The organism is Achromobacter sp. MUI-25009338 (genome assembly GCF_057359325.1).
In genome coordinates, this window is the sequence record NZ_CM170627.1 from 3,837,849 (window position 1) to 3,856,838 (window position 18,990).

Genomic DNA, 18,990 nt, shown 5'->3' on the forward strand with positions numbered 1-18,990 from the left:
GCCGCGTTCAGAGATAATCCAGCGGCAAGGCCGTGGTGTATTTGAGTTCTTCCATCGCAAAGCTGGAACTGACATCGAACAGCTCCGCCACCTGGATCAGCTTCTTGTAGACCAGGTCGAACCCGGCGATATCGGGCACCACCACCTTCAGCAGATAGTCGGTCTCGCCGGTCATGCGGTAGAACTCCATCACCTCGGGCATGTCCTTGACGCCGAGCGCGAATTTTTCCAGCCAGTTGAGGTCGTGACGGTTCGTCTTGATCGACACGAACACCGTCACGCCCAGCCCGACCTTGTGGTTGTCCAGCAGGCAGACCTGGCGCCGGATCAGGCCCGAGCGCTGCAGCTGCTGGATGCGTTTCCAGCACGCGGTCGGCGAGAGATGCACCCGCTCGGCGATTTCATTGTTCGACAGGCGCGCATCCGCCTGCAGCAGCGCGAGTATGCATCGATCCTTCTTGTCCATTGCCTTGACCTGCTTCCTGCTCTTGAAGGTCCATCTTATAGACCGGTCCGGATCGCAGCGATACAATTCATTGACTCTAACCTACAAGCAAATTTGTATTTGACCCGTCGGGTCCGGCCGGCCGGAGGCGCCATGAAAGAGGTGGACATCACGCTGACGCAGACCTTTTTCTTCGTGGCGCAGGAAGGCACCTACTCGGCGGCGGCGCGCAGGCTCAACATCACCTACCAATCGGTGGCCAATCACATCCGCCGCCTGGAACAGCGCGTGGGCGAGAAGCTGGTGGTGGCCCGGCGCGGCGCCAAGTCCATCAAGCTCACCGCGCGCGGCACCAGCCTCTATCGCCTGCTGGCCCCGGAATTCGACGTGATGCTGACCCGCCTGGGCAGCCTGATCGACAAGCAGCGCCCGGTCGTGCGCATCGGCATGCCGCAAGCGATCTTCTTCCACCTGTTGCCGCCGGTGCTGGCGAAATTCCGCAAGAAGTACCCCGCCGTCGAGATCGTCGGCTATGAAAAAGACGTGTCGCTGCCGGAGTTGATCCGCAACGGCTCGCTGGACGTCTGCCTGAGCGAGCGCTATTTCGGCGACACCGTGATCCCGCAGCGCGTGATCTGCGACTATCGGCCCGCGCTCGTGTTTCCGTCGGACTGGCCTGCTCCGGCCGACGAGAGCGCGGTGCCTCATTGGGCGCGGGACCGGCCGCTGGTGACCTACGAGCCCGGGCAGCTCTTGCGCAACATCGCGCTCGACTACCTGTCGGTGGACAACGAGCCGCCCAGGATCTCGGTATCGACCTCCACCAGCATGAGCGTGAAACGCTGCGTCGAGGAAGGGCTGGGCTTCGCGCTGCTGCCCACCTGGTGCATAGACGAGTCGGACAGCCACCTGAACTGCGTGGCGCTGCCCAACGCGCCGCGGATTCCGATCTACTTCGGCGAAGCCATGTTCCTGAAGTCGAACCCCTTCGTCCGCACGCTGCACAAGCTGTGCCAGGAAATATTCCCCACCACCGTCGAAGAACGCGCGAACCGCTGGAGCGCCGTCAAGACACCCCGGCCCAGGCGCGCCGCGCGCCGCGCGGCGGCCTGACCCCGGGCCCGCGGCGCGGCCCACGTCAGCTGGACACGCCTGCGGTGATTTTTTTTCTCTTTTTGCCCCCGGAAGCGGCAAATAATCGAAAAGTTTTCACCAGCCGTCCCCATAGACTTCATTACATCCCCGGCGGTCGCCCCCTCCCACACACAGGCCGCCTGCCCGGCTTGATCCATCACCGCCACACCGTCACCCGAGGATATGGAAATGAGCAAAATGAAGATCGAAGGGTCGTTCGTCGCCCTGATTACCCCGTTCAACAAGGACGGCAGCCCCGACTACCCGGCCTTTCGCGAACTGCTGAAGTTCCAGGAAGACAACGGCACCAGCGCCGTGCTCATCATGGGCTCGACCGGCGAAGTCTCCATGCTGTCGCCGCAGGAGCGCCAGGAGATCATCGTCGAGACCGCCAAGATGAAGACCGGCAAGATGAAGCTCTTCTACGGCTGCACCGGCAACAACACCGAGGCGACCAAGGACTATCTGCGCTTCGCCCGGGCCAACGGGGCCGACGGCGCCATCCTGGCCGCGCCCGCCTACATCTGCGCATCGGAAGCGGACATCGAAAGCTACTTCCTCGAAGTGGCCGACGCCACCGACCTGCCGCTGGGCATCTACAACAACCCGCCGCGCGTCAAAAGCGACCTGCACTGGGACCAGCTGCTGCGCATCTTCAAGCACCCCAACTACGTCGTGCACAAGGAATCCACGACCCGCGTGGGCCAGGTGGCGCAGGTGCTGCGCGGCGCGCCCGACGTGTCGGTGATGTGCTGCGACTCGCCCAACCTGGGCCTGGTCGTGCCGACCATGAGCCTGGGCGGCCACGGCACGGCCAACATGACCGGCAACATCGCGCCGGCCGAGCTGGCCAGGATTTCGCGCCCCTGGACCAAGCCCGAAGTCAGCACCAGCTTCCGCGAGGCCTATCTGGACAACCTGCAACTGCTGCACTACTCGTACTCGGCGATCAATCCCGTGGCCATCAAGTCGCTGATGAAGGCCGTCGGCCTGCCGGCCGGCGAACTGCGCAAGCCGCTGCGCGGCCTGGAAGGCGAGCCGCTGCTCAAGGGCCTGCGCGTCATCAAGGAGCTGGGACTGCACGAAAAGTACGGCTGGAACTCGCCGGAACTGAAGGCCGCCTGACCGGGCGACACCAGGAGCCAGAGCAATGGATTTGGGGATTCGAGGCCGCCACGCACTAGTCTTCGGCGGCAGCAAGGGAATGGGCCGCGCCTGCGCCCAGCAGTTGGCCAGCGAAGGCGTCGACGTGACCATCGCCGCGCGCACGGAAAGCACGCTGGCCCAGGCGGCGCGCGAGATCGCGCAGGCCACCGGAACCCCGGTCCGATTCGCGGTCGCCGACATCACCACGGATGCCGGACGGGAGGCGGCGCTCTCGGCCTGCCCCGCGCCCGACATCCTGGTGAACAACGCGGACGGCGCGCCGCCCGGCGACTTCCGCCTGTGGACCCAGGACGACTGGCGCAAGGCCCTGGATTCCATGGCGCTCGGTCCGATCGACATGATCCGGCGCGTGGTGGACGGGATGATGCAACGGCGCTACGGCCGCATCGTCAACATCGTCTCGCGCAGCGTCAAGACGCCGCAGCTGGAGCTGGGCCTGTCCAACGGCGCGCGCTCCTGCCTGGTGGGCTTCGTCGCGGGCCTGGCGCGGCAGACGGTGCGCTACAACGTCACCATCAACAATCTGCTGCCCGGCGTATTCGCCACCGACGCCCAGCGGCATCACATCGAAGGCATGCTGGAGCCGGGCGGCAAGACCTTCGACCAGCTCTGGGCCGAACGCGGATCGAACAACCCGGCCGGACGCTACGGCGAACCGGAAGAAATGGGCGCGCTGTGCGCGTATATCTGCGCCGCCCAGTCCGGCTACGTCTGCGGCCAGAACATTCTCATAGACGGCGGCGCCTATCCGGGCACCTACTGACCGCCGCAGGCCCGCCCCGGGGTTCCGTGCTTATCAATTTCAGCGAGACCGCTATGCGTAAACCCTCTTTCCGTACACGCCGAAGCTGCATGAAAGGCATTGCGATGGCCGTCAGCGGCCTGGCGCTGCTGGGCTCGGCACAGGCCCAGGCGAACGCCGACGCCGCCTATCCCAACCGGCCGGTCACCATCGTGGTGCCGCACCCGCCCGGCGGCTCCGTCGACAGCCTGGCCCGCATGTTCGCCGTCAAGCTCGGCGAGGAACTGAAGCAGTCGGTCATCATCGACAACCGCGCCGGCGCGTCCGGCATGGTGGGCGCGGGCGTGGTCGCGCGCTCGACCCCGGACGGCTACACGCTGTACCTGAACGCCTCGATCCACAACATCAATCCGCTGCTCTACAAGAAGAAGATGACCTTCGACGCGGTGAAGGATTTCACCCCCATCAGCGGACTGGCCCAGGGCGCCTTGATATTCAGCGTGAACAACAACGTGCCGGCCAGGACCGTGCAGGAATTCGTCAAGGTCCTGAAGGCCGATCCCGGCAAATACAGCTTCGCGACCACCGGCTTCGGCTCCGCCGGCCACCTCGCCATCGCGCAGTTCGCGTATGAGGCCGGCCTGTCCAGCCTGGACATCCCCATCGTGCTGTACCGCGGCGGCGGCCCGGCCCTGACCGACCTGATCGGCGGCCAGGTGCACGGGCTCATCGACCCCATGCTGTCTTCGCTGCCCATGGTCAAGACCGACAAGATACGCGCCCTGGCGGTCACCGGCGCCAAGCGCAGCCCGCTGCTGCCGGACGTGCCGACCATGCAGGAAGCGGGCCTGAAGAATTTCGAGTTCTATTCCTGGTACGGCCTGTGGGCGCCGGCCAAACTGCCGGACGCGATCCAGAAGAAGCTGGACGCCGCCACGCAGAAGGTCATGACCTCGGCCAGCATGAAAGAACAGCTCAGCGGCCTCGGATTCGAAAGCGCATACCGCAACGGCGCGGACTTCGCGCAGTACATCCAGGCGGAAACGGCGCGCTACAGCACCATCATCGAACAGGCGCACATCACCGCGGAATAAAGCGCGCTCAAGCGGGCCGAAGGGCAGCGTGCGAACGCTGCCCTTGTTGTTTCGGCCATTCAGGCGCGGCCGCCATCCAGCCTGTCGATGGCCGGCAGCGCCAGCGCGCGAACCGCCGGCGCGGCCTCATGCCAGCGCGCCACTTCCACCAGCGCGGACTGGGCGCTGCTGCCCTGCGTCAGCCGCGACGTGCCCGCGTCCATCGTCAGCACGTTGGGATTGCCGTGCAGCTCCAGCTCCTCGCCGGCAGGATCGAACCACGCGCCCGTGGGCAGGGCCACCACGCCGGGCTTGAGATCGGCATCGATGAGCGCGACCGCCAGACATGCGCCGCGCTCGTTGTAGACCTTGACCAGGTCATGCTGGCCTATGCCCCGGCTGGCGGCGTCCGCCGGCGAGATGCGCAGGGCTTCGCGGCCCTGGATCTTGAGCTCCACCGATGCGCGGCCCCCGTCCATCTGCGAATGCAGCTTGCCCGCCGGCTGCGGCGTCAGCAGATGCAGCGGCCAGCGGGCGGCCGCGGAAGCGCCCAGCCATTCCGCCGGCGCCAGCCACGCGGGATGCGGCGGGCAATCCGCATAGCCGAAGCCGGCGATCTTCTCCGAATACAGTTCGATGCGGCCGGACGGCGTGCGCAGCGGATTGGCCTGGGGATCGCGCCGGAATTCCTCGAACAGCACGAAGGGCCGGGCAGGCTCGGGAATCTCCGCATAACTCCGGCGCCAGAACGCCTCGAACCCGGGCGCGGCGTGGCCGCGGTCGCGCCATTTCTGCGCCATGGATTCATAGATGTGCCGCACCCACGCCATCTCGTCGCGGCCTTCGGTGAAGGCCTGCTCATATCCGCCCAGCGCGGCCAGTTCCCTGTAGATATCGAAATCGTTGCGGCTCGATCCCACCGGCGCCAGCGCCTGGTGCATGGCGAACACGTAGCGGTCGCGCGTCGAGCCGCCGATATCGTTTCTCTCCAGCGTGGTCGTGGCCGGCAGCACGATGTCCGAACGGCGCGCCATCGGCGTCCACCAGATCTCGTGCGCCACGATGGTCTGCGGCCGGCGCCATGCCCGTTCGAGGCGATTGAGGTCCTGCTGGTGATGGAACGGATTGCCGCCCGCCCAGTACACCATCCTGATATCCGGATAGACGCTCTCGCGCCCGTTGAATTCGTAGGCCTGGCCCGGCTGCAGCAGCATGTCGGTGAAGCGCGCCACCGGTATCGCCGAGCCGGTGGGATTGCGCCCCGAACCCATCGCCGGCCCGGCCAGCTCCATGCGCGGATTGCCCACCCCGTTCATGGAGGCATGGCCGAAGGCGAAGCCGCCGCCCGGCAGCCCCACATGCCCCAGCGCGGCGGCCAGCGCCACGCACGCCCAATACGGCTGCTCGCCATGATGGGCGCGCTGCAGCGACCATGCGCAGGTCAGCAGCGAGCGCGTCTGGCGCGCCTGGCGCGCCAGTTCGCGGATCGTGGCGGCAGGCACGTCGCAGATCGCCTGCGCCCACTCCGGCGTCTTGGGCCTGCCGTCGGCCTCGCCCATGAGGTAATCGCGCAAGGCCGCATACCCCACGCAATGGGTCTGCAGGAAAGCCTCGTCCTGGATGCCGTCGGCGATCAGCGCCTGCATCATCGCCAGCATCAAGGCCGTATCCGTGTTGGGTCGTATCGGAATCCAGCGCGCCTGCGAACCGGGCGGCACGTCGCCGCGGGTCGGGCTGATGACCACGAACTCCACGCCCGCCGCCCTGGCCCGCGCGATCTGCCCGCCCGCCGGATGGTCCCCCGCCCCGCCCGAGGTGATCTGGGTATTGCGCAGCGGCATGCCGCCGAAGGCGATCAGCAGGCGCGTGTGCCCGGCCACGCTGTTCCAGTCCGTCACGCGGCCGGTCACCGGCGTGTAGCTACCTATCACGTGCGGCAGCAGAAACTGCGCCGTGCCCCAGCTGTAGTTTCCGGCCTGGTTGGTGCAGCCGCCGCCGGCGTTCAGGAACCGGTGCGTCTGGGTGCGCGCGTGATGCAGCCGGCCGGCCGAAGACCAGCCGTACGAGCCGCCGAAAATCGCCTCGCTGCCGTGCTCGGCGCGCACTCGCTGGAGTTCCGAATGCACCAGCGCCAGCGCCTCGTCCCAGCTGACCTCGACATAGCCGTCGCGCCCGCGTTCGCCGCCGTCGGACAGGTGCCGGTCGCGCAACCAGCCCTTGCGCACCGCCGGACGATCCACGCGCAGTGGCGAATGCACCATGGCGGGCATGGACCGCAGAATGCCCGAAGGCGCGCTGTCGCGCTCGAAGGGCTCGCACGCGATCAGGCGGCCGCCTTCGACGACCGCGGTATAGGCGCCCCAGTGGGAGAGCGAGGGATAGCGGCGGATCTGTTCAGTCATGATTCGACCAGGTTGTAGCCCCGAGGTCCGCGCAGCCGCGAAAACCGGGCCGCGTGGGATATCGGTTATTCATCCATGCTATCAAGGCGGGCGGTGAATTTTTTTCCCATTCGCCAGGCGGGCCGGCGGAACATAGAAATAAATTTCTCTGTGGCAGACCGTACTCGGGAACGAAATTTACATTGCAAACCGGTAGGCGCATCAGGCTGCCGCCGAGTGTGATCGGCGCTGAAACCGCCGTGGACGGCAGCCGCGCTGCCCGATATGTCGGGTCCCGCAGTTGCGTGTAGCCCCAATTGTGGACGCACCTGCCATTAGCCAAGATTGCGGCGGCACTGGGACGCCGGTGTCGTCCGACACAGGCCGCATCCCAGGCAGCAGGATTTTCGACCTCCAAAAACTTCTATTTCCATAGAAAACTTATTTTTTTCTTATAATGGTTTATCGATGAATTCGATTCACTGGACCCTGAAAGCGGCCAGGCAATTACGCAAGCTGGGTCGTCAACAACAAGCAACGATTCGAGATGGCGTGGAGACGCTGAAGGCAATGCCGGCGTGCCGGAACGTCAGGGCCTTGACGACTCATCTGTACGGCTACCGCCTGCGCGTTGGAAACTACCGCGTGATGTTCAATTGGGACGGGGCAATCAGGATCGTCGAAATCCAGGAAGTGAGAAAACGCGATGAACGTACCTACTAACATCCAGATCATCAACGGCCCTGACGGACAGCCCGCCTACGTTGTCATTCCGTACGCAGAGTACGTGGCCTCTCGCAACTCGGAAAAGGATCTGATTCCCCACGAAGTGATCAGCCGTACCGTGGAGGGCGCCACGCCGGTGCGCGCCTGGCGCGAACACCTGGGCCTGACCCAGGACGACATGGCCGGGCGGTTGGGCATCAGCCAGTCCGCCTATGCCCAGCAGGAGAACAGCAACCGGCTGCGCAAGAGCAGCCGCGAACGGATTGCAGCGGCACTATGCATCGAGGCCGCACAGCTGGACTTCTGAGGCATCGGTGCGGTTCCACCGACATGTGCAGGACACACTTCAGGCGGTACCGGCCGCCGAAAAAGAAACAGCCGCCAATACTTGGGCACCAGAAGCCTATATGCATGGCGAGGTCCGGATCCGCGGACTACCCGAGGCTCAACTGAGTGCTCTGAAGGCGCAATTCCGCTGGCGATAGCCCACAGGTGAAGCTCGGGATTCCGGTCTCGCCATCCACCTCTTCCCCTCAGGTACCCAATACGACGCCGCTGCGGGCGCATGAACCTGGGGCCTGCTAGTCGCACCCGCAGGGAGCAAGGTTTTGCGCTCGTAGTCCGCTTCTTTATAGCGTGAGTTGATTATTTTTTGTTATGCTATTACACAGGTTGCCTACGTGCGCCCGACTAACTCACATAAGGTTCCACTATGTCCGTACCCGTCTCTAACACCGCGAAGATCATGCGCAAGCGCTTCGGCGCATGGCTGAAGGAATCCCGCGAAGCCGCTGGATTGACGCAGTTGGACTTAGCGATACTGCTCGATTACGCCTATCCGACGACGATAAGTCAGATAGAGCGCGGCGCGTCTGCCCTCCCTCCCGGGGAACTCCATCGGTGGGCGGAAGCGATTCGCGTAGCCCCAAAGAAACTGGCAGAAAAACATCTCTACTTCACTGAGCCATTCCTGTACATGGCGCTATATGGTACGGACCCTTATGCTCTTGAAAGCCTCCCCCGACCCGAAGCAGTCCTCATGCGACGCTCGTCGCGTGTTGGCGCAAAGGGGGGCCGCTGACATTGTGCCTTGGCGCACCCGGCCGTAGACGTTGACGACGGCACGGACGACGATTATTACCCTTGGCTGGGCCTGCCCCTTCCTGACGGCTATGCGCTAGTCTTGAACTACGCACCCGAAGGGTTTGAGGCGAACGACTGGAACGCTCGCCGGCTCCTGGCTCTCCGCTGGGAGGACTAACCGCGGGCGTGATCGCTGATGCGCTCCCGACCTATCGCGCGTATAAGCACCCCGCCACGCTGGCGATCAAGCCTGCGACGAAGAATCGATATCTGGCGACTATCCGTCGCATCCTGTCCCTATGCGTTGAATGGAACTGGATAGCCAAGCTGCCGAAAATCACGCAAATCGAAGAACCCGACGTGCGCGTGTGCTGGGAACCTCGACCGGTGATAACCGCCCTCATCCAGGCGATCGCCATGGACTGGCTTACGGAGGTGGCTCTATTTGCCGTGGCCACTGGCATGCGTGCAGACGAGATACTGTCCCTGACCTGGACGCAGGTCGACACGGCGCGTAGCCACCGGACGGGCCAAGTCCAAGCGCGCACGTGCGGTTCCGCTCAATGCTGACGCCTTGGCCGTCTTGGAACGCCGGCGCGGAATTCACGATAGTTTGATCTTCACACGTGCGGCTCGCGCAGGCCGGGATGTCGCCAGGATCAGCCAGATCGACGCACGCATGTTCGAACGGGCATGCCGCGCCATCGGCGTCGAGGACTTCCATTTTCACGACCTTCGCCATACCCGGGCGTCGTGGCACGTCCAGGCAGGTACTCCGCTGATGGTCCTGAAAGAACTGAGCGGTTGGGAGCGTGTCGAGATGGTCCGGAAGTACGCCTCCTGGCATCGACGCACCTCGCCGCGCACGCCGAAACGGTCGCGTTTTGGTCACAGCAGACACTGGAAAAAACAGCCGCCATTACTGGCGGCTGCAGGTACCTGAATCAACAGGATTTCTTGGTAGGCCCCCCGAGAGTCGAACTCGGCACCAACGGATTATGAGGCCGTTCCATGTTGATATCAGGTAATTCAACTTGAGCGCGCTCACCTTCCCGCCCCCTCTGTAAGCCGCATGTTTATTGTGTCTAATAACATCGCGTCGTATCATGCAATCTCACGTATGAGTACGCACGGAGTACGCACCGCATGTTGACCGACAGAAAAATCAAAGGCCTCAAGCCCGGCGAGTCCGCCACCGACCCCAGCCCGCGGGGGCAGTCAGGCCTGGCCGTGCGCCGGCTGGCGAGCGGCGGCCTGTCCTGGTACCTGACGTACAGCAGCCAACGCCGCACGCACCGCATTGCGATTGCGGCGTCTGCGACCCTGACGCTGGCCGAGGCCCGGGAGCGGCACGCCGACCTGTGCGCCCGCATTGAGGCGCTGCGCCCCCGGTATCCCGACCTCGCACGGGTGAACGATCTGCGCGGGATGCTCGACGCCGATGATGCGCAGCGCGACGCGCAGGTCCAGGCCGAAGGGCAAGCCACCCTCGCTGCGCTGCTGGCGGCCTACGTCGAGGACTTGAAGGCGCGCGGGCGCATCAGGGTGCGCGAGGTAGAGACTTGCATTGCGCGGCACATCCTGGCGCCGCATCCTGGCCTGGCTGCCAAGCCCGCGCGGGCGGTGACGCTGGACGATTGCCTCATGATCGTGCGCCGCGTGGTTGATGGTGGGCATGTGCGCGAAGCGGCCAAGGTCCGATCACACCTGCGCGCGGCATACACCGCCGCCATCGCTGCGCGTCAGCGCGCAGATGGTCTGCCGGCTCTCGCCGCGCTGGGTCTGAGCGACAACCCAGCGGCCAACATTGCCGCGCTGCGTGGCGGCCAGGGCAAGCCGGGCGAGCGTGCGCTGTCGCTGGCCGAACTGCGCGCGTACTGGCACCGCATCCAGGATGTGCCGCAATTGCTGCTGCACCTTTTGAGCGGTGGCCAGCGCGTAGAGCAACTGGCCCGAGTCACCACGACAGACCTCGACCGCACCAGCATGATGATGGTGCTGCGCGATCCGAAGGGCCGACGCGAGACCGCGCGCGTTCACGCGGTGCCGCTGCTGGCCGAAGCGCTCGCGGCCATTGACGCCATGTGCCCTGGTGGCGGCTTCGTGTTCTCGGTGTCGGCCGGCCGCCTGGGGGCGTCATACAAGGCGATCGACGATCTACTGAAGCCCATCGTTGCGGCGATGCTGGCCGCTGGTGAGGCGAGCGAAGCATTCACGCTGGGCGACCTGCGACGCACGGTGGAGACGCGCCTTGCGGCTGCTGGCGTGCCCGAGTCCACGCGCGCGCAGCTGCAAAGCCATGGCCTGTCCGGCGTGCAGCAGCGCCACTACGACCGGCACAGCTACCTGGATGAAAAGCGCGCCGCGCTCGAAACGCTGCTGCACCTTTGCAACAGCCAGCCAGCATCTGTACTGACATTGCGCGCAAGGACGTGATAGGATTGCGTCAACTAAAGGACCAGGCGCAATACCTGGAGCCGGCCACCGGCCGGCACGCCCGCCACGATTCGCCCCCTGCAATCCAGCAGACCCGAAGTCGGCGCAAGCGTCCAAGGAATTGCCTGTGACCCACAGGCCGGGGATGTCTCCTTGGAGCATCCGCGAATGGATACCACCCAAAAGCAATTTGTACGCGCGCCGGAAGCGGCGCGGCTGCTCGGCGTTTCGGTGCCGACCATCTGGCGCTGGGCGCGCGAAGACGCGACATTCCCCCGCAAGCGTTGCCTGTCCACGCGTGTGACAGTCTGGTGCGCCGGCGAGCTGCGCGCCTGGGCCGATGCGCAAGCGCAGCAGCTTGACGAGACCCCCACCAGCACGGAGGCCTTCGCATGAGCGCCGCCGTCATCCTTGCCGCCGCCATGACCATCGGCGGCCACGTCGTAGAGTCCGAGCACTTCTCGATGCGCGATTGCGTGGTTGCAGCGCAGGCGCAGTACCAGGCCGGGCGCGGGTTCGCCACCTGCGACGGCCGGCCCGTGCCGCGCGCCGTGGTGCGTCAGGTGGCGCTGGACGAAAACGAAAACCGCCTGGCAAGCATCGGCATGCCCGACGCGCAAAGCTGCCTCGAAGACCTGCGCGTTGATGTGAGCGCCCGCACGCATAGCGTTTGGTGCATGAGCTACGTGCAGTTCGACGGCCTGGAAATCATCCAGGTATCAGAAGGCTGGAACCGGGAGGGCAGTTGATATGGCGCTCCGCAAACGACGCGACCGCGGCACGGATGGCTCGGCCGCCACGATGAACGCAATCGAAGACGCGCGCCGTGCAGCCGCCGGCCTGCAATCAGCGGCAGAAACCGCTCGCATGAATGGCGAGGTCGAGAAGACATCGAAGATGCTTCAAGATGCCTACGCCTGCGAATCAACGCGCGCCTTCCCTCATCGCTATCTGGCCATTGGCTACGCGGCGCGGGTGGTGGCGGCAATGCTTCTGGTGGCGCGCGTCGAACGCGTGACGGTTCACATTCTGCCGCGCGCGAGCGATGACGACTTTTGGGCCGTGACCGTTGGCAATGATGCGCAGTATGAAGACGTGGCTTGCATGGCTTCTGCCGTGCTGGCCGCCGGCAGTGAGGCTGCGTGCGGCTGGTGCGACAAGCCAGCAGACGCAGTGCAGCAGGTGCGCCATGCGCTGCGCGGGCACAGCGCCGCCATCTACGCCCTGGAGCGCACCATCGACGCAGACATCCACACGCCCCGCACGATCACGCGCGGCGGCATCAGGCGCGGGAGGCCGTCATGAGCACAACGTACATACTCGGCGTGATGACGCTGGCCGGTGCCTTGCAGACAGCGCCGGCCGCTGATGAGGCGGCCTGCCTGCGCGCAGCGCGCGCGGTTGCGCAGACCGCCTACGCCGCTGGCGTGTCGCAGGTCGCATGCATAGAGGTTGCCCAGCGGCAAGGCAGTAGCTGGCCCGTGTGGACGGGGCGGCCTGTGCAGATCGTATGGCAGCGCCCCCACGCGGTGGCCGCCCAGCCTACAGGTCCGCAATGTGACGCGTTCGCCGCGCTCGCTGACCCGCAGCGGTGCCAGCCCTACGAACAGCAGCGCATCGACATCGAACGCACGCGGGTGCATCGCTTGCAGATTGAAGTGCTGCCGTGAGCTGAATGTACCTGCACCGGTTCTCACCTTGTTTTAGTATCGGTCCCTTTCAACCTGCCGCGCCACGACCACGCCGAGCGATCAAGCCAATTGCTCTGGTGGGCGAAGCAGAAACCCACGGCTTAAATGAAGTGACCCCCAAGGCCTACCAGTGGCGCATGGGGGTCGGGAACAGCAAATGGTCAACACATTCTACACCCCATTCAACCTCAGCGGCCGCCATCCTTACGCGGACTTTGACGCGCTCATCGAAGCCGCGCGCCTCACCTTGGAATACCCCGCGCCGGGCGACGAGACGAACGGCCTCTCGCTGATCGGCGTATCAGCCACGCCCGGCACCGCGCAGCCGTGCTTCACCTTGGCCGGCAAGCCTCACACGCTGGCGCCGTGCGAGGGCGAGTACATCGTCGTCGATGGCTACGTCGATCCCTCGGCCAGCCTGCCGCCTGCCGCAATCTCAATCGCAGCAAGCGCGCGCGATAACCGCCCGGCAAACGCCGGCGCTTTCGCAGGGCCTGAAGAGCTGGCGGCCTGGATGCGCCGCGTAGCGAAGCCGTTCACGGCACGCCCTGGCGATGAAGGATACGACGCAGCCAAGAAGGCCATGCCCGCCTTCGGCCCGTCCTATCAGGGCAAGACACGCGGGGGCGCGAACGCCGTTGATGTGCCGTACATTTTGCTCGACGCCGACGCTATGAACGGCGTATCGCCGGACGCGCTGATCGCCGCGTGCAAACGCCTCGGGCCAGGCCTGGCCTGGGCCAGCCTGTCGAGCACCGACGCCGCACCACGCCGCAAGGTCCTGGTGTGGATGGCCGCCCCCGTGGACAAGCTGAATGCCAAGGCCGCAGCCCGCGCGCTGCTCACGCGCCTGGGCGCGCTCATGCCCGGCGTGCGCATCGAGTACGGCAGCGACAAGAGCGACGCACCGGGGGCGCGGGTGTTCTTCGACCAGTCGCAGCAGGCAGGCGGTCAGCTGTGCTTCCTGCCAGCGCAAGGCGCGCACATCGAGACGTGGGGCGGCACGCCGGCAGCGGTGGAGTACGAAGGCCAGACCGTGACCGCGCGCGAGTTCAACCCGGCAGCCGACGACGGCGGCGACACGCACCCGCGCGCGGTGGCCGCCATCGAGTGCCTGGGCCGGCTGGACTTCGCCGACATCCTGGGGACCCAAGACAGCGGGGCAGCACGCGAGACAATCAAGGCTGCGATCATGGCGGCGCGCTATGAGGGCGTGAGCCGCGCGCACCTGTGGGGCAAGCTGGCGGGCGTGGCCGACGAGACCATCCGCCGCTATCGCTTCGACGACCTCATCGAGCGCGAGCAAGCAACGGTCGCCAGCCCTGTCGGCATCGGTATGTTGCGGCAGTTGGCGCAGATGGACGTTGCTTCGGCCGACGACTTCCCAATCGTTGAAGGTGCGCCTGCTTGCTCGCTCGGGGCCATCCTCGAAAAGATCGGTGCAGTGTCGGACAAATCGCTGGCAAGGGCCGCCGCAAAAGCGCTCGCCAATGACCTGCGCATCGCTGGGCACAAGGCCAAGCAAGGCGGCACGGGGCGCTTGTACTGGTGGTCAGAGGCCCGCGGGCTGTGGGAGGCAGATGATACAGGCGGCATTCTGGACGACCGCTTGCACCGCTTCATTGATGCGGCATACGACTTCTATTCCACGCGCGTGGAACTGGACGCCAAGGGCCGCCCCCGCGCCAACCCGATTGCGCAGTACGCCAACTACCGGACCTTCACCGGCCTGCGCTCTATGTTCCTGAGCGTGGTTGAATCCAGCGTGAAGCGGCTGCCGGCCGACGCCAGCGGCTCGTTGTGGAAACTGGCCATGAAGGGTGAAGACGGCGGTGCTGTGATGCTCGATATCACCGGCAAAGACATCACACTCAGGCGCACCACAAAGGATGACTTCGCAACCGTTGTGACCGACCACGCCGTCGTTTTGCCCGCGCGTGCTCCGACCGTGGGCACACTCATCGAAGACCTGCGCATGGTCGCGCCGACCTGGGCGCATGTGCTGGAAACCATGGTGTCTGGTGCCGACCAGATGAGCCACTACGAGAACTTCGAGCAGGAGCAGATTTACGCGGCTGCGGCTGCTCTGGCATTGGCGGCTCTGCCAAGCGCCGGCACAGACAAGATCGTGACTTTCACGGGGGCCTCGCGCTCGGGCAAGACAAAGATGCTGGAAGCTATCGGGCACCTGCTTGGTGGCCGCCTGTTGCGCCCAGCTGGTAGCGGCTACATGGCCTCAGACCGCACAGGCGCGGGGAACGATACTGTGCTGGCAGGCGCGCTGCACGCGCACATCCTGTTTGCCGATGAGGTGACAAAGATCGACGCCGCGAAGGCATGCGCCCTGACGGGCACGGTCCTTGGCGCAGCCGATAAAAACGAGAAGTTCGCACAGGTGCATAGCCGGCTGACGCTGGTGCTTGCGTCAAACGGGCTGACGCCCTACGGCGACGACGAGCAAATCCGCGCGCTGTGCAACCGCATCTATCCGATCCTGGCCAGCACCAGCAGCGCAGGCAACGAAGACCCGGAATTGCCAGCCAAGCTGAAAGCCGAGGTCGGCGCGGCGCTCGGCATGTTCGTCGCGGTGCTGCATGCCGAGTGCTGGAAGACTGGCGCGTTCGCCCCCGCGCTGCCCGTGTATGGCTGGACGGGCGAACTGGCGCGCAAGCTGGTCTACAAGGGCGCCAGCACAACGCAGCGCGAGTGGCTGACGATCACGTTTGATGTCGATGCCACCGAGGGCGACGAGGACGTGTCGGCCGTCGAGCTTACGCGGGAGTGGCGCGCGGCAAACGGGCTGCCCGAACTCAAACCGAACCACCGGGCGTTCATGGCTGACCGCGACTCGATGGTCCGCGCGCTGCGGGCGGTGGGGTACGCCGTCCCCGCCACCGGCCATGCGAAGGTCCGGGTAAAGCGCAACACAGATTTCTGACCTGTTTAATCTGGTGCGTCACGCCGAGATATCGGCAAAGTTCGCCAACAGAGTTGTTTAATTTTGGGGAGCCTGGCTCCCCATTTTTCATCCGGACACCTGACGTTGTCACCTCAACACCTGTTTAATCTTGGTGTGCCGATTGAGTTTGTGAAAATCGGGCGAAAATCTCGGCCGACCCACGCGCCGGGGAGCCGCATGAATGTTGGCTCTCCGAGGATCGGTGCCTGGAGAACCGCATAAACATTGTGGAGATTTCGCACCCACTTTCCACATCCGCAGAAACAAAGGCTTGCAGGGTGGCAATCTCTGGAAACCCGCATGAATCCTTGTGGAGATTTTGGAATAACCCGCTAACCCGCATGAATGCTGGATGCATGGGCCAAAAAAACCAAAATCTCCAAATCTCCGCTACCTAGCTCACGTTTGCAGAGGAAATGGAAAAGAGGGGTAGCAAGGCCACGCGGTGGGTGTGGTCCTGTGTTGCCTATCATTTTTGCTACAGAGACATCCTTAGTAGCGGAGATTTGGAGATTTTGAAGAGAGAGAAGACGTAGAGCCAGTATTCATGCGGGTTTCCGGCCGGTGTCAAAATCTCCGTGTCTGGAGATTTTGCGGAGATTTTGAAAACCACGTAGTAACTATAGGGTTTACAATAAGCCATCAGTTCTATCCGGGTAGAAATCAGATGACGCCTGACGAATTCCTGCTGCTGCACCTTGACGCCGAGCCGTCCGCCACTGCCGATGGGCAGACCCTCACCCGCCGATACCATGCCGCGACCGGCACACGCCACACCTTCGCCGACGTGCCCGGCCACCGGCTCACCGCGATCCGCTTCGAGTGTGCCTTGCTTCGCCTCTCGCCGGCCTGGACGATGCTTGCGCTTAGTCTGCGCCGCGGGGGCGCGTCATCGGAAGACGTGCGCGCCATCCTGCGCGCGGCATTGCCCCCGGCCCCTCCTGCTGCCGCCCGTGCTGACGACTACACACTGGCCGAGCTGCAAGCCATGCCCGCGTCGCGTCGCATCGTGTTGGATGGCCAGCCCCGCTCACCTATCCAAATCGCGTACCGCATTCTGTCCGGGCGGTGGTTCAAGCGCATCCGCGTCAAGGCTCACGGCGCGTGGAGCGGCGAGACGTTGACGCACCACTGGCCCCGGCTCAACCTCCCCGCGGGCGTGAGCTGGGACCGCGCAAACCGCGCCTACCGCGTCCGCAAGCACGGGCGGTCCCTTGGGTACTACCGGTTCCTTCCCGCGGCTGTGGAGGCCGCTGCGCGTGCGTCCTGAGCTGGTGTTCAAGATGGTCCTATCGCGGACCCGCCGCGCCGACCTCGCCGTCGCAGCGCTGGGCTATGCCGCGCGCGGGGCGGTTAACTACGATGAGTTGATTCAATCGGCGCTGCGGCACCTGTGCCCGCCGCTGGCCAAACCGATTGAACGCCCCGCGCGCATGATCGACGGCGCGCAGGCGGCGGGGCTGATGCACGCCCTGCTCACCGGCCGCCGCCCTCGGCCTTGGTCGCACCTGGACGCGGACGAACTCGAAACGATGCTGGCGCTGCACCGCGACGCGCGGGGGTATGTGCTGCCGCACAAGATGGACAACGCGCAACTGCTGGAGAGACTTAGATGACCTGCCTGAATGATGACGGCTACCTCGCAGCCCAAGTAGAATTGCGGGATGCGGTCAAAGAGGCGGCCGCGCTGCGCAAGGCTGCGGCCACACTGATCGCAATCGACAACGCCGCCCAGGCGCTTAAGAACTACAAGCAGCAGCGCGACCTATCAAGCCGCTCGCTCAAGATCGCAGAGGACGTGCGCCGCCACGCGCAGGACACCTACAACCCGCGCGAGGTTGAATTCCTGGCCGAGCACGGAAGGCCTGAACCAATAGAAGCCGTCGAGACGATGGGCCGGCGTTACGGCGGGCGGCTGTCCTCTACCGTCGCGGCCGGGTTCGCCGAGCAGATGCGCCGCGTCCGCTGCGACGCGCCGCGCTACGCCACCAGCGCCACCGAGAAGCGCGTACAAGACCTGATGATGGCGCGAGGGCAGGCCATCGCATCCGCGCGTGTGCTGGGCCGTCAGATCGCGTTCGCCGAATACCAGGCGCGCACCGACACCAACTATCAACGCCGGCTTCAAGCGGTCGCGGTGGGCCGCGGCCTCATGAGCCAGACGGCGGCAGTCTACGCGCGGGCCGGCTACTCGCTCGAAACGTTATCCCGCCATCTGGCCGACGCCTGGCAGACCTTCGAGCCGCGCGACGAGCGCGAGGCGCTGGACCTGGACGCGATGGACTTGGCGGCAGAAGCACGCGCGATGTTCGGCTAGGCGCACTTCAAGAACGCAGGCAGGTCGGGCTGCTCGCGCAGCCGGGTGATGAGCCGCGCGCGGTCTGCGTCGCTCAGGTGTCGCGCCTGATCGGCCAGCCGCTTCCACATGGGGCGCACGAGTTCATCAACCCCCGCGGCCTCTTCGATCATGCTGGCGAGGTCCACCCACGCGGGTGGGGTCTCCGACACGCCGCGGTAGTGGCGGCCGCTGAAGGTCGTGCCATCGGTAAAGCGGACGGTCAGCTGCACACAGGGCGCGTCCAGGACGGTGGCGCTGTCGGAAGGCTGCCCCACCACGCGCGCTGCGATCCTGCCGACTTCATCAATCGCCGGCAGGCGCCACACCTTTGACGCAGTGTCGACCGCGCCCCCGGCGCGCCATTGCGCGCGGGCGTGGGCGTCGATGTCCAGCCGGTAGCTGTAGGGGAATTCGACCATCCCCGAATCGAACGCGAGGACCAGCCGCTTGAAGTTCCGCGCGGGGGCGGTCACTGCGTCGTGCATCGAATCCCGCCCCACCCATCGCGGTAGCAATTCGTAGTCGTGGTGGAACCGTACTGCTGTTGCCGCAACTGCTGTTGCAATAGCTCGTTCTGCAATCGCTGTTGTTCCAGCATCTGGCGTTGATACTCTTGCTGCTGCCACATCTGCTCTTCGCGCATAGCTGCGCCAGGATCGTATTGGCGCAACTGGTCGACATAGTTCTCTTGCTGTGCTTGCTGCCGCCCTCGTTGGATAGCCATGAAGTCGATTCCCTGGGCATCCACAGACACAGAAGTCGCAAGCAACAATACGCCGATCAATGAGCATCTAGCCACATCATTCTCCGTCCAG

At 64.9% G+C, this 18,990-nt stretch carries 21 protein-coding genes and 1 pseudogene; 18 read left to right on the forward strand and 4 right to left on the reverse strand.

Annotated elements, in window-relative coordinates; all coding sequences use genetic code 11:
• Window positions 1-7: 7 nt before the first annotated feature.
• On the reverse strand, window positions 8-466 hold the full coding sequence (locus tag AC1IQ6_RS18245) for an Lrp/AsnC family transcriptional regulator (protein WP_102771709.1): 459 nt from the start codon (window positions 464-466) through the stop codon (window positions 8-10).
• A gap of 132 nt (window positions 467-598) precedes the next feature.
• On the opposite strand from AC1IQ6_RS18245, the gene AC1IQ6_RS18250 reads away from it, so the two are divergent.
• From AC1IQ6_RS18250 to AC1IQ6_RS18265, 4 genes are all read left to right on the forward strand, one after another.
• Entirely contained in the window at window positions 599-1,558 is a 960-nt protein-coding gene (locus AC1IQ6_RS18250; protein WP_485865119.1) for a LysR family transcriptional regulator, read from the forward strand.
• A gap of 210 nt (window positions 1,559-1,768) precedes the next feature.
• Window positions 1,769-2,704, forward strand: a complete 936-nt coding sequence (locus AC1IQ6_RS18255; RefSeq protein ID WP_479730177.1) for a 4-hydroxy-tetrahydrodipicolinate synthase family protein — start codon at window positions 1,769-1,771, stop codon at window positions 2,702-2,704.
• A 25-nt stretch (window positions 2,705-2,729) separates the two neighbouring features.
• Window positions 2,730-3,509 carry an SDR family oxidoreductase gene (locus AC1IQ6_RS18260; RefSeq protein ID WP_485865120.1) on the forward strand — a complete coding sequence of 260 codons (780 nt, stop codon included), beginning with the start codon at window positions 2,730-2,732 and terminating at the stop codon, window positions 3,507-3,509.
• Between the two features lie 89 nt (window positions 3,510-3,598).
• Window positions 3,599-4,582 (forward strand): Bug family tripartite tricarboxylate transporter substrate binding protein, encoded by a 984-nt coding sequence (locus AC1IQ6_RS18265; protein ID WP_485865121.1) that lies wholly within the window; start codon window positions 3,599-3,601, stop codon window positions 4,580-4,582.
• 59 nt (window positions 4,583-4,641) lie between these two features.
• On the opposite strand, the gene AC1IQ6_RS18270 is transcribed toward AC1IQ6_RS18265, so the two are convergent.
• Window positions 4,642-6,963, reverse strand: a complete 2,322-nt coding sequence (locus tag AC1IQ6_RS18270; RefSeq protein WP_485865122.1) for a molybdopterin-dependent oxidoreductase — start codon at window positions 6,961-6,963, stop codon at window positions 4,642-4,644.
• 447 nt (window positions 6,964-7,410) lie between these two features.
• On the opposite strand from AC1IQ6_RS18270, the gene AC1IQ6_RS18275 reads away from it, so the two are divergent.
• The 14 genes and pseudogenes from AC1IQ6_RS18275 (at window position 7,411) to AC1IQ6_RS18340 (ending at window position 18,154) form a co-directional block, all read left to right on the forward strand.
• The gene (locus AC1IQ6_RS18275; RefSeq protein WP_102771715.1) at window positions 7,411-7,665 is read left to right on the forward strand and encodes a type II toxin-antitoxin system RelE family toxin; all 255 of its coding nucleotides are present in this window, start codon (window positions 7,411-7,413) and stop codon (window positions 7,663-7,665) included.
• On the forward strand, window positions 7,649-7,975 hold the full coding sequence (locus tag AC1IQ6_RS18280) for a helix-turn-helix domain-containing protein (protein ID WP_485865123.1): 327 nt from the start codon (window positions 7,649-7,651) through the stop codon (window positions 7,973-7,975). Before AC1IQ6_RS18275 ends, AC1IQ6_RS18280 begins: the two co-directional genes overlap by 17 nt.
• A 438-nt stretch (window positions 7,976-8,413) precedes the next feature.
• Complete coding sequence (locus tag AC1IQ6_RS18285; protein WP_485866585.1) at window positions 8,414-8,749, forward strand: helix-turn-helix domain-containing protein; 336 nt, start codon at window positions 8,414-8,416, stop codon at window positions 8,747-8,749.
• A gap of 188 nt (window positions 8,750-8,937) precedes the next feature.
• On the forward strand, window positions 8,938-9,321 hold the full coding sequence (locus tag AC1IQ6_RS18290) for a hypothetical protein (RefSeq protein WP_485865124.1): 384 nt from the start codon (window positions 8,938-8,940) through the stop codon (window positions 9,319-9,321).
• A pseudogene (locus AC1IQ6_RS18295) lies at window positions 9,320-9,694 on the forward strand (tyrosine-type recombinase/integrase); the annotation flags it as partial. The gene AC1IQ6_RS18290 and the pseudogene AC1IQ6_RS18295, both read left to right, overlap by 2 nt.
• 203 nt (window positions 9,695-9,897) lie before the next feature.
• Window positions 9,898-11,187, forward strand: coding sequence for a tyrosine-type recombinase/integrase (locus AC1IQ6_RS18300; protein ID WP_485865125.1), 1,290 nt, complete (start codon window positions 9,898-9,900; stop codon window positions 11,185-11,187).
• A 168-nt stretch (window positions 11,188-11,355) separates the two neighbouring features.
• Window positions 11,356-11,583 (forward strand): helix-turn-helix transcriptional regulator, encoded by a 228-nt coding sequence (locus AC1IQ6_RS18305; RefSeq protein ID WP_485865126.1) that lies wholly within the window; start codon window positions 11,356-11,358, stop codon window positions 11,581-11,583.
• Window positions 11,580-11,936, forward strand: a complete 357-nt coding sequence (locus tag AC1IQ6_RS18310; protein WP_485865127.1) for a hypothetical protein — start codon at window positions 11,580-11,582, stop codon at window positions 11,934-11,936. Before AC1IQ6_RS18305 ends, AC1IQ6_RS18310 begins: the two co-directional genes overlap by 4 nt.
• 1 nt (window position 11,937) lies before the next feature.
• Window positions 11,938-12,492, forward strand: coding sequence for a hypothetical protein (locus AC1IQ6_RS18315; RefSeq protein ID WP_485865128.1), 555 nt, complete (start codon window positions 11,938-11,940; stop codon window positions 12,490-12,492).
• Window positions 12,489-12,857 (forward strand): hypothetical protein, encoded by a 369-nt coding sequence (locus AC1IQ6_RS18320; protein WP_485865129.1) that lies wholly within the window; start codon window positions 12,489-12,491, stop codon window positions 12,855-12,857. The genes AC1IQ6_RS18315 and AC1IQ6_RS18320 overlap by 4 nt, the downstream gene beginning before the upstream one ends.
• A 178-nt stretch (window positions 12,858-13,035) precedes the next feature.
• Window positions 13,036-15,816 carry a hypothetical protein gene (locus tag AC1IQ6_RS18325; protein WP_485865130.1) on the forward strand — a complete coding sequence of 927 codons (2,781 nt, stop codon included), beginning with the start codon at window positions 13,036-13,038 and terminating at the stop codon, window positions 15,814-15,816.
• 688 nt (window positions 15,817-16,504) lie between these two features.
• Complete coding sequence (locus tag AC1IQ6_RS18330; protein ID WP_485865131.1) at window positions 16,505-17,107, forward strand: hypothetical protein; 603 nt, start codon at window positions 16,505-16,507, stop codon at window positions 17,105-17,107.
• Window positions 17,097-17,453, forward strand: a complete 357-nt coding sequence (locus AC1IQ6_RS18335; protein WP_485865132.1) for a hypothetical protein — start codon at window positions 17,097-17,099, stop codon at window positions 17,451-17,453. The genes AC1IQ6_RS18330 and AC1IQ6_RS18335 overlap by 11 nt, the downstream gene beginning before the upstream one ends.
• Window positions 17,450-18,154, forward strand: coding sequence for a hypothetical protein (locus tag AC1IQ6_RS18340; RefSeq protein ID WP_485865133.1), 705 nt, complete (start codon window positions 17,450-17,452; stop codon window positions 18,152-18,154). The genes AC1IQ6_RS18335 and AC1IQ6_RS18340 overlap by 4 nt, the downstream gene beginning before the upstream one ends.
• On the opposite strand, the gene AC1IQ6_RS18345 is transcribed toward AC1IQ6_RS18340, so the two are convergent.
• Both AC1IQ6_RS18345 and AC1IQ6_RS18350 read right to left on the reverse strand, forming a co-directional pair.
• Complete coding sequence (locus AC1IQ6_RS18345; protein WP_485865134.1) at window positions 18,151-18,660, reverse strand: hypothetical protein; 510 nt, start codon at window positions 18,658-18,660, stop codon at window positions 18,151-18,153. The two genes, AC1IQ6_RS18340 and AC1IQ6_RS18345, sit on opposite strands and share 4 nt — an antisense overlap.
• The gene (locus AC1IQ6_RS18350; protein WP_485865135.1) at window positions 18,645-18,899 is read right to left on the reverse strand and encodes a hypothetical protein; all 255 of its coding nucleotides are present in this window, start codon (window positions 18,897-18,899) and stop codon (window positions 18,645-18,647) included. Before AC1IQ6_RS18350 ends, AC1IQ6_RS18345 begins: the two co-directional genes overlap by 16 nt.
• Window positions 18,900-18,990: the final 91 nt, after the last annotated feature.

Coding starts and splice junctions, on each gene's coding strand:
- AC1IQ6_RS18285 (WP_485866585.1), top strand. CDS start 8,414: ATGCGCAAGCGCTTCGGCGCATGGCTGAAGGAATCCCGCGAAGCCGCT.
- AC1IQ6_RS18275 (WP_102771715.1), top strand. CDS start 7,411: ATGAATTCGATTCACTGGACCCTGAAAGCGGCCAGGCAATTACGCAAG.
- AC1IQ6_RS18320 (WP_485865129.1), top strand. CDS start 12,489: ATGAGCACAACGTACATACTCGGCGTGATGACGCTGGCCGGTGCCTTG.
- AC1IQ6_RS18325 (WP_485865130.1), top strand. CDS start 13,036: ATGGTCAACACATTCTACACCCCATTCAACCTCAGCGGCCGCCATCCT.
- AC1IQ6_RS18255 (WP_479730177.1), top strand. CDS start 1,769: ATGAGCAAAATGAAGATCGAAGGGTCGTTCGTCGCCCTGATTACCCCG.
- AC1IQ6_RS18345 (WP_485865134.1), bottom strand. CDS start 18,660: ATGCACGACGCAGTGACCGCCCCCGCGCGGAACTTCAAGCGGCTGGTC.
- AC1IQ6_RS18265 (WP_485865121.1), top strand. CDS start 3,599: ATGAAAGGCATTGCGATGGCCGTCAGCGGCCTGGCGCTGCTGGGCTCG.
- AC1IQ6_RS18330 (WP_485865131.1), top strand. CDS start 16,505: ATGACGCCTGACGAATTCCTGCTGCTGCACCTTGACGCCGAGCCGTCC.
- AC1IQ6_RS18250 (WP_485865119.1), top strand. CDS start 599: ATGAAAGAGGTGGACATCACGCTGACGCAGACCTTTTTCTTCGTGGCG.
- AC1IQ6_RS18315 (WP_485865128.1), top strand. CDS start 11,938: ATGGCGCTCCGCAAACGACGCGACCGCGGCACGGATGGCTCGGCCGCC.
- AC1IQ6_RS18340 (WP_485865133.1), top strand. CDS start 17,450: ATGACCTGCCTGAATGATGACGGCTACCTCGCAGCCCAAGTAGAATTG.
- AC1IQ6_RS18350 (WP_485865135.1), bottom strand. CDS start 18,899: ATGGCTATCCAACGAGGGCGGCAGCAAGCACAGCAAGAGAACTATGTC.
- AC1IQ6_RS18270 (WP_485865122.1), bottom strand. CDS start 6,963: ATGACTGAACAGATCCGCCGCTATCCCTCGCTCTCCCACTGGGGCGCC.
- AC1IQ6_RS18310 (WP_485865127.1), top strand. CDS start 11,580: ATGAGCGCCGCCGTCATCCTTGCCGCCGCCATGACCATCGGCGGCCAC.
- AC1IQ6_RS18305 (WP_485865126.1), top strand. CDS start 11,356: ATGGATACCACCCAAAAGCAATTTGTACGCGCGCCGGAAGCGGCGCGG.
- AC1IQ6_RS18300 (WP_485865125.1), top strand. CDS start 9,898: ATGTTGACCGACAGAAAAATCAAAGGCCTCAAGCCCGGCGAGTCCGCC.
- AC1IQ6_RS18280 (WP_485865123.1), top strand. CDS start 7,649: ATGAACGTACCTACTAACATCCAGATCATCAACGGCCCTGACGGACAG.
- AC1IQ6_RS18245 (WP_102771709.1), bottom strand. CDS start 466: ATGGACAAGAAGGATCGATGCATACTCGCGCTGCTGCAGGCGGATGCG.
- AC1IQ6_RS18260 (WP_485865120.1), top strand. CDS start 2,730: ATGGATTTGGGGATTCGAGGCCGCCACGCACTAGTCTTCGGCGGCAGC.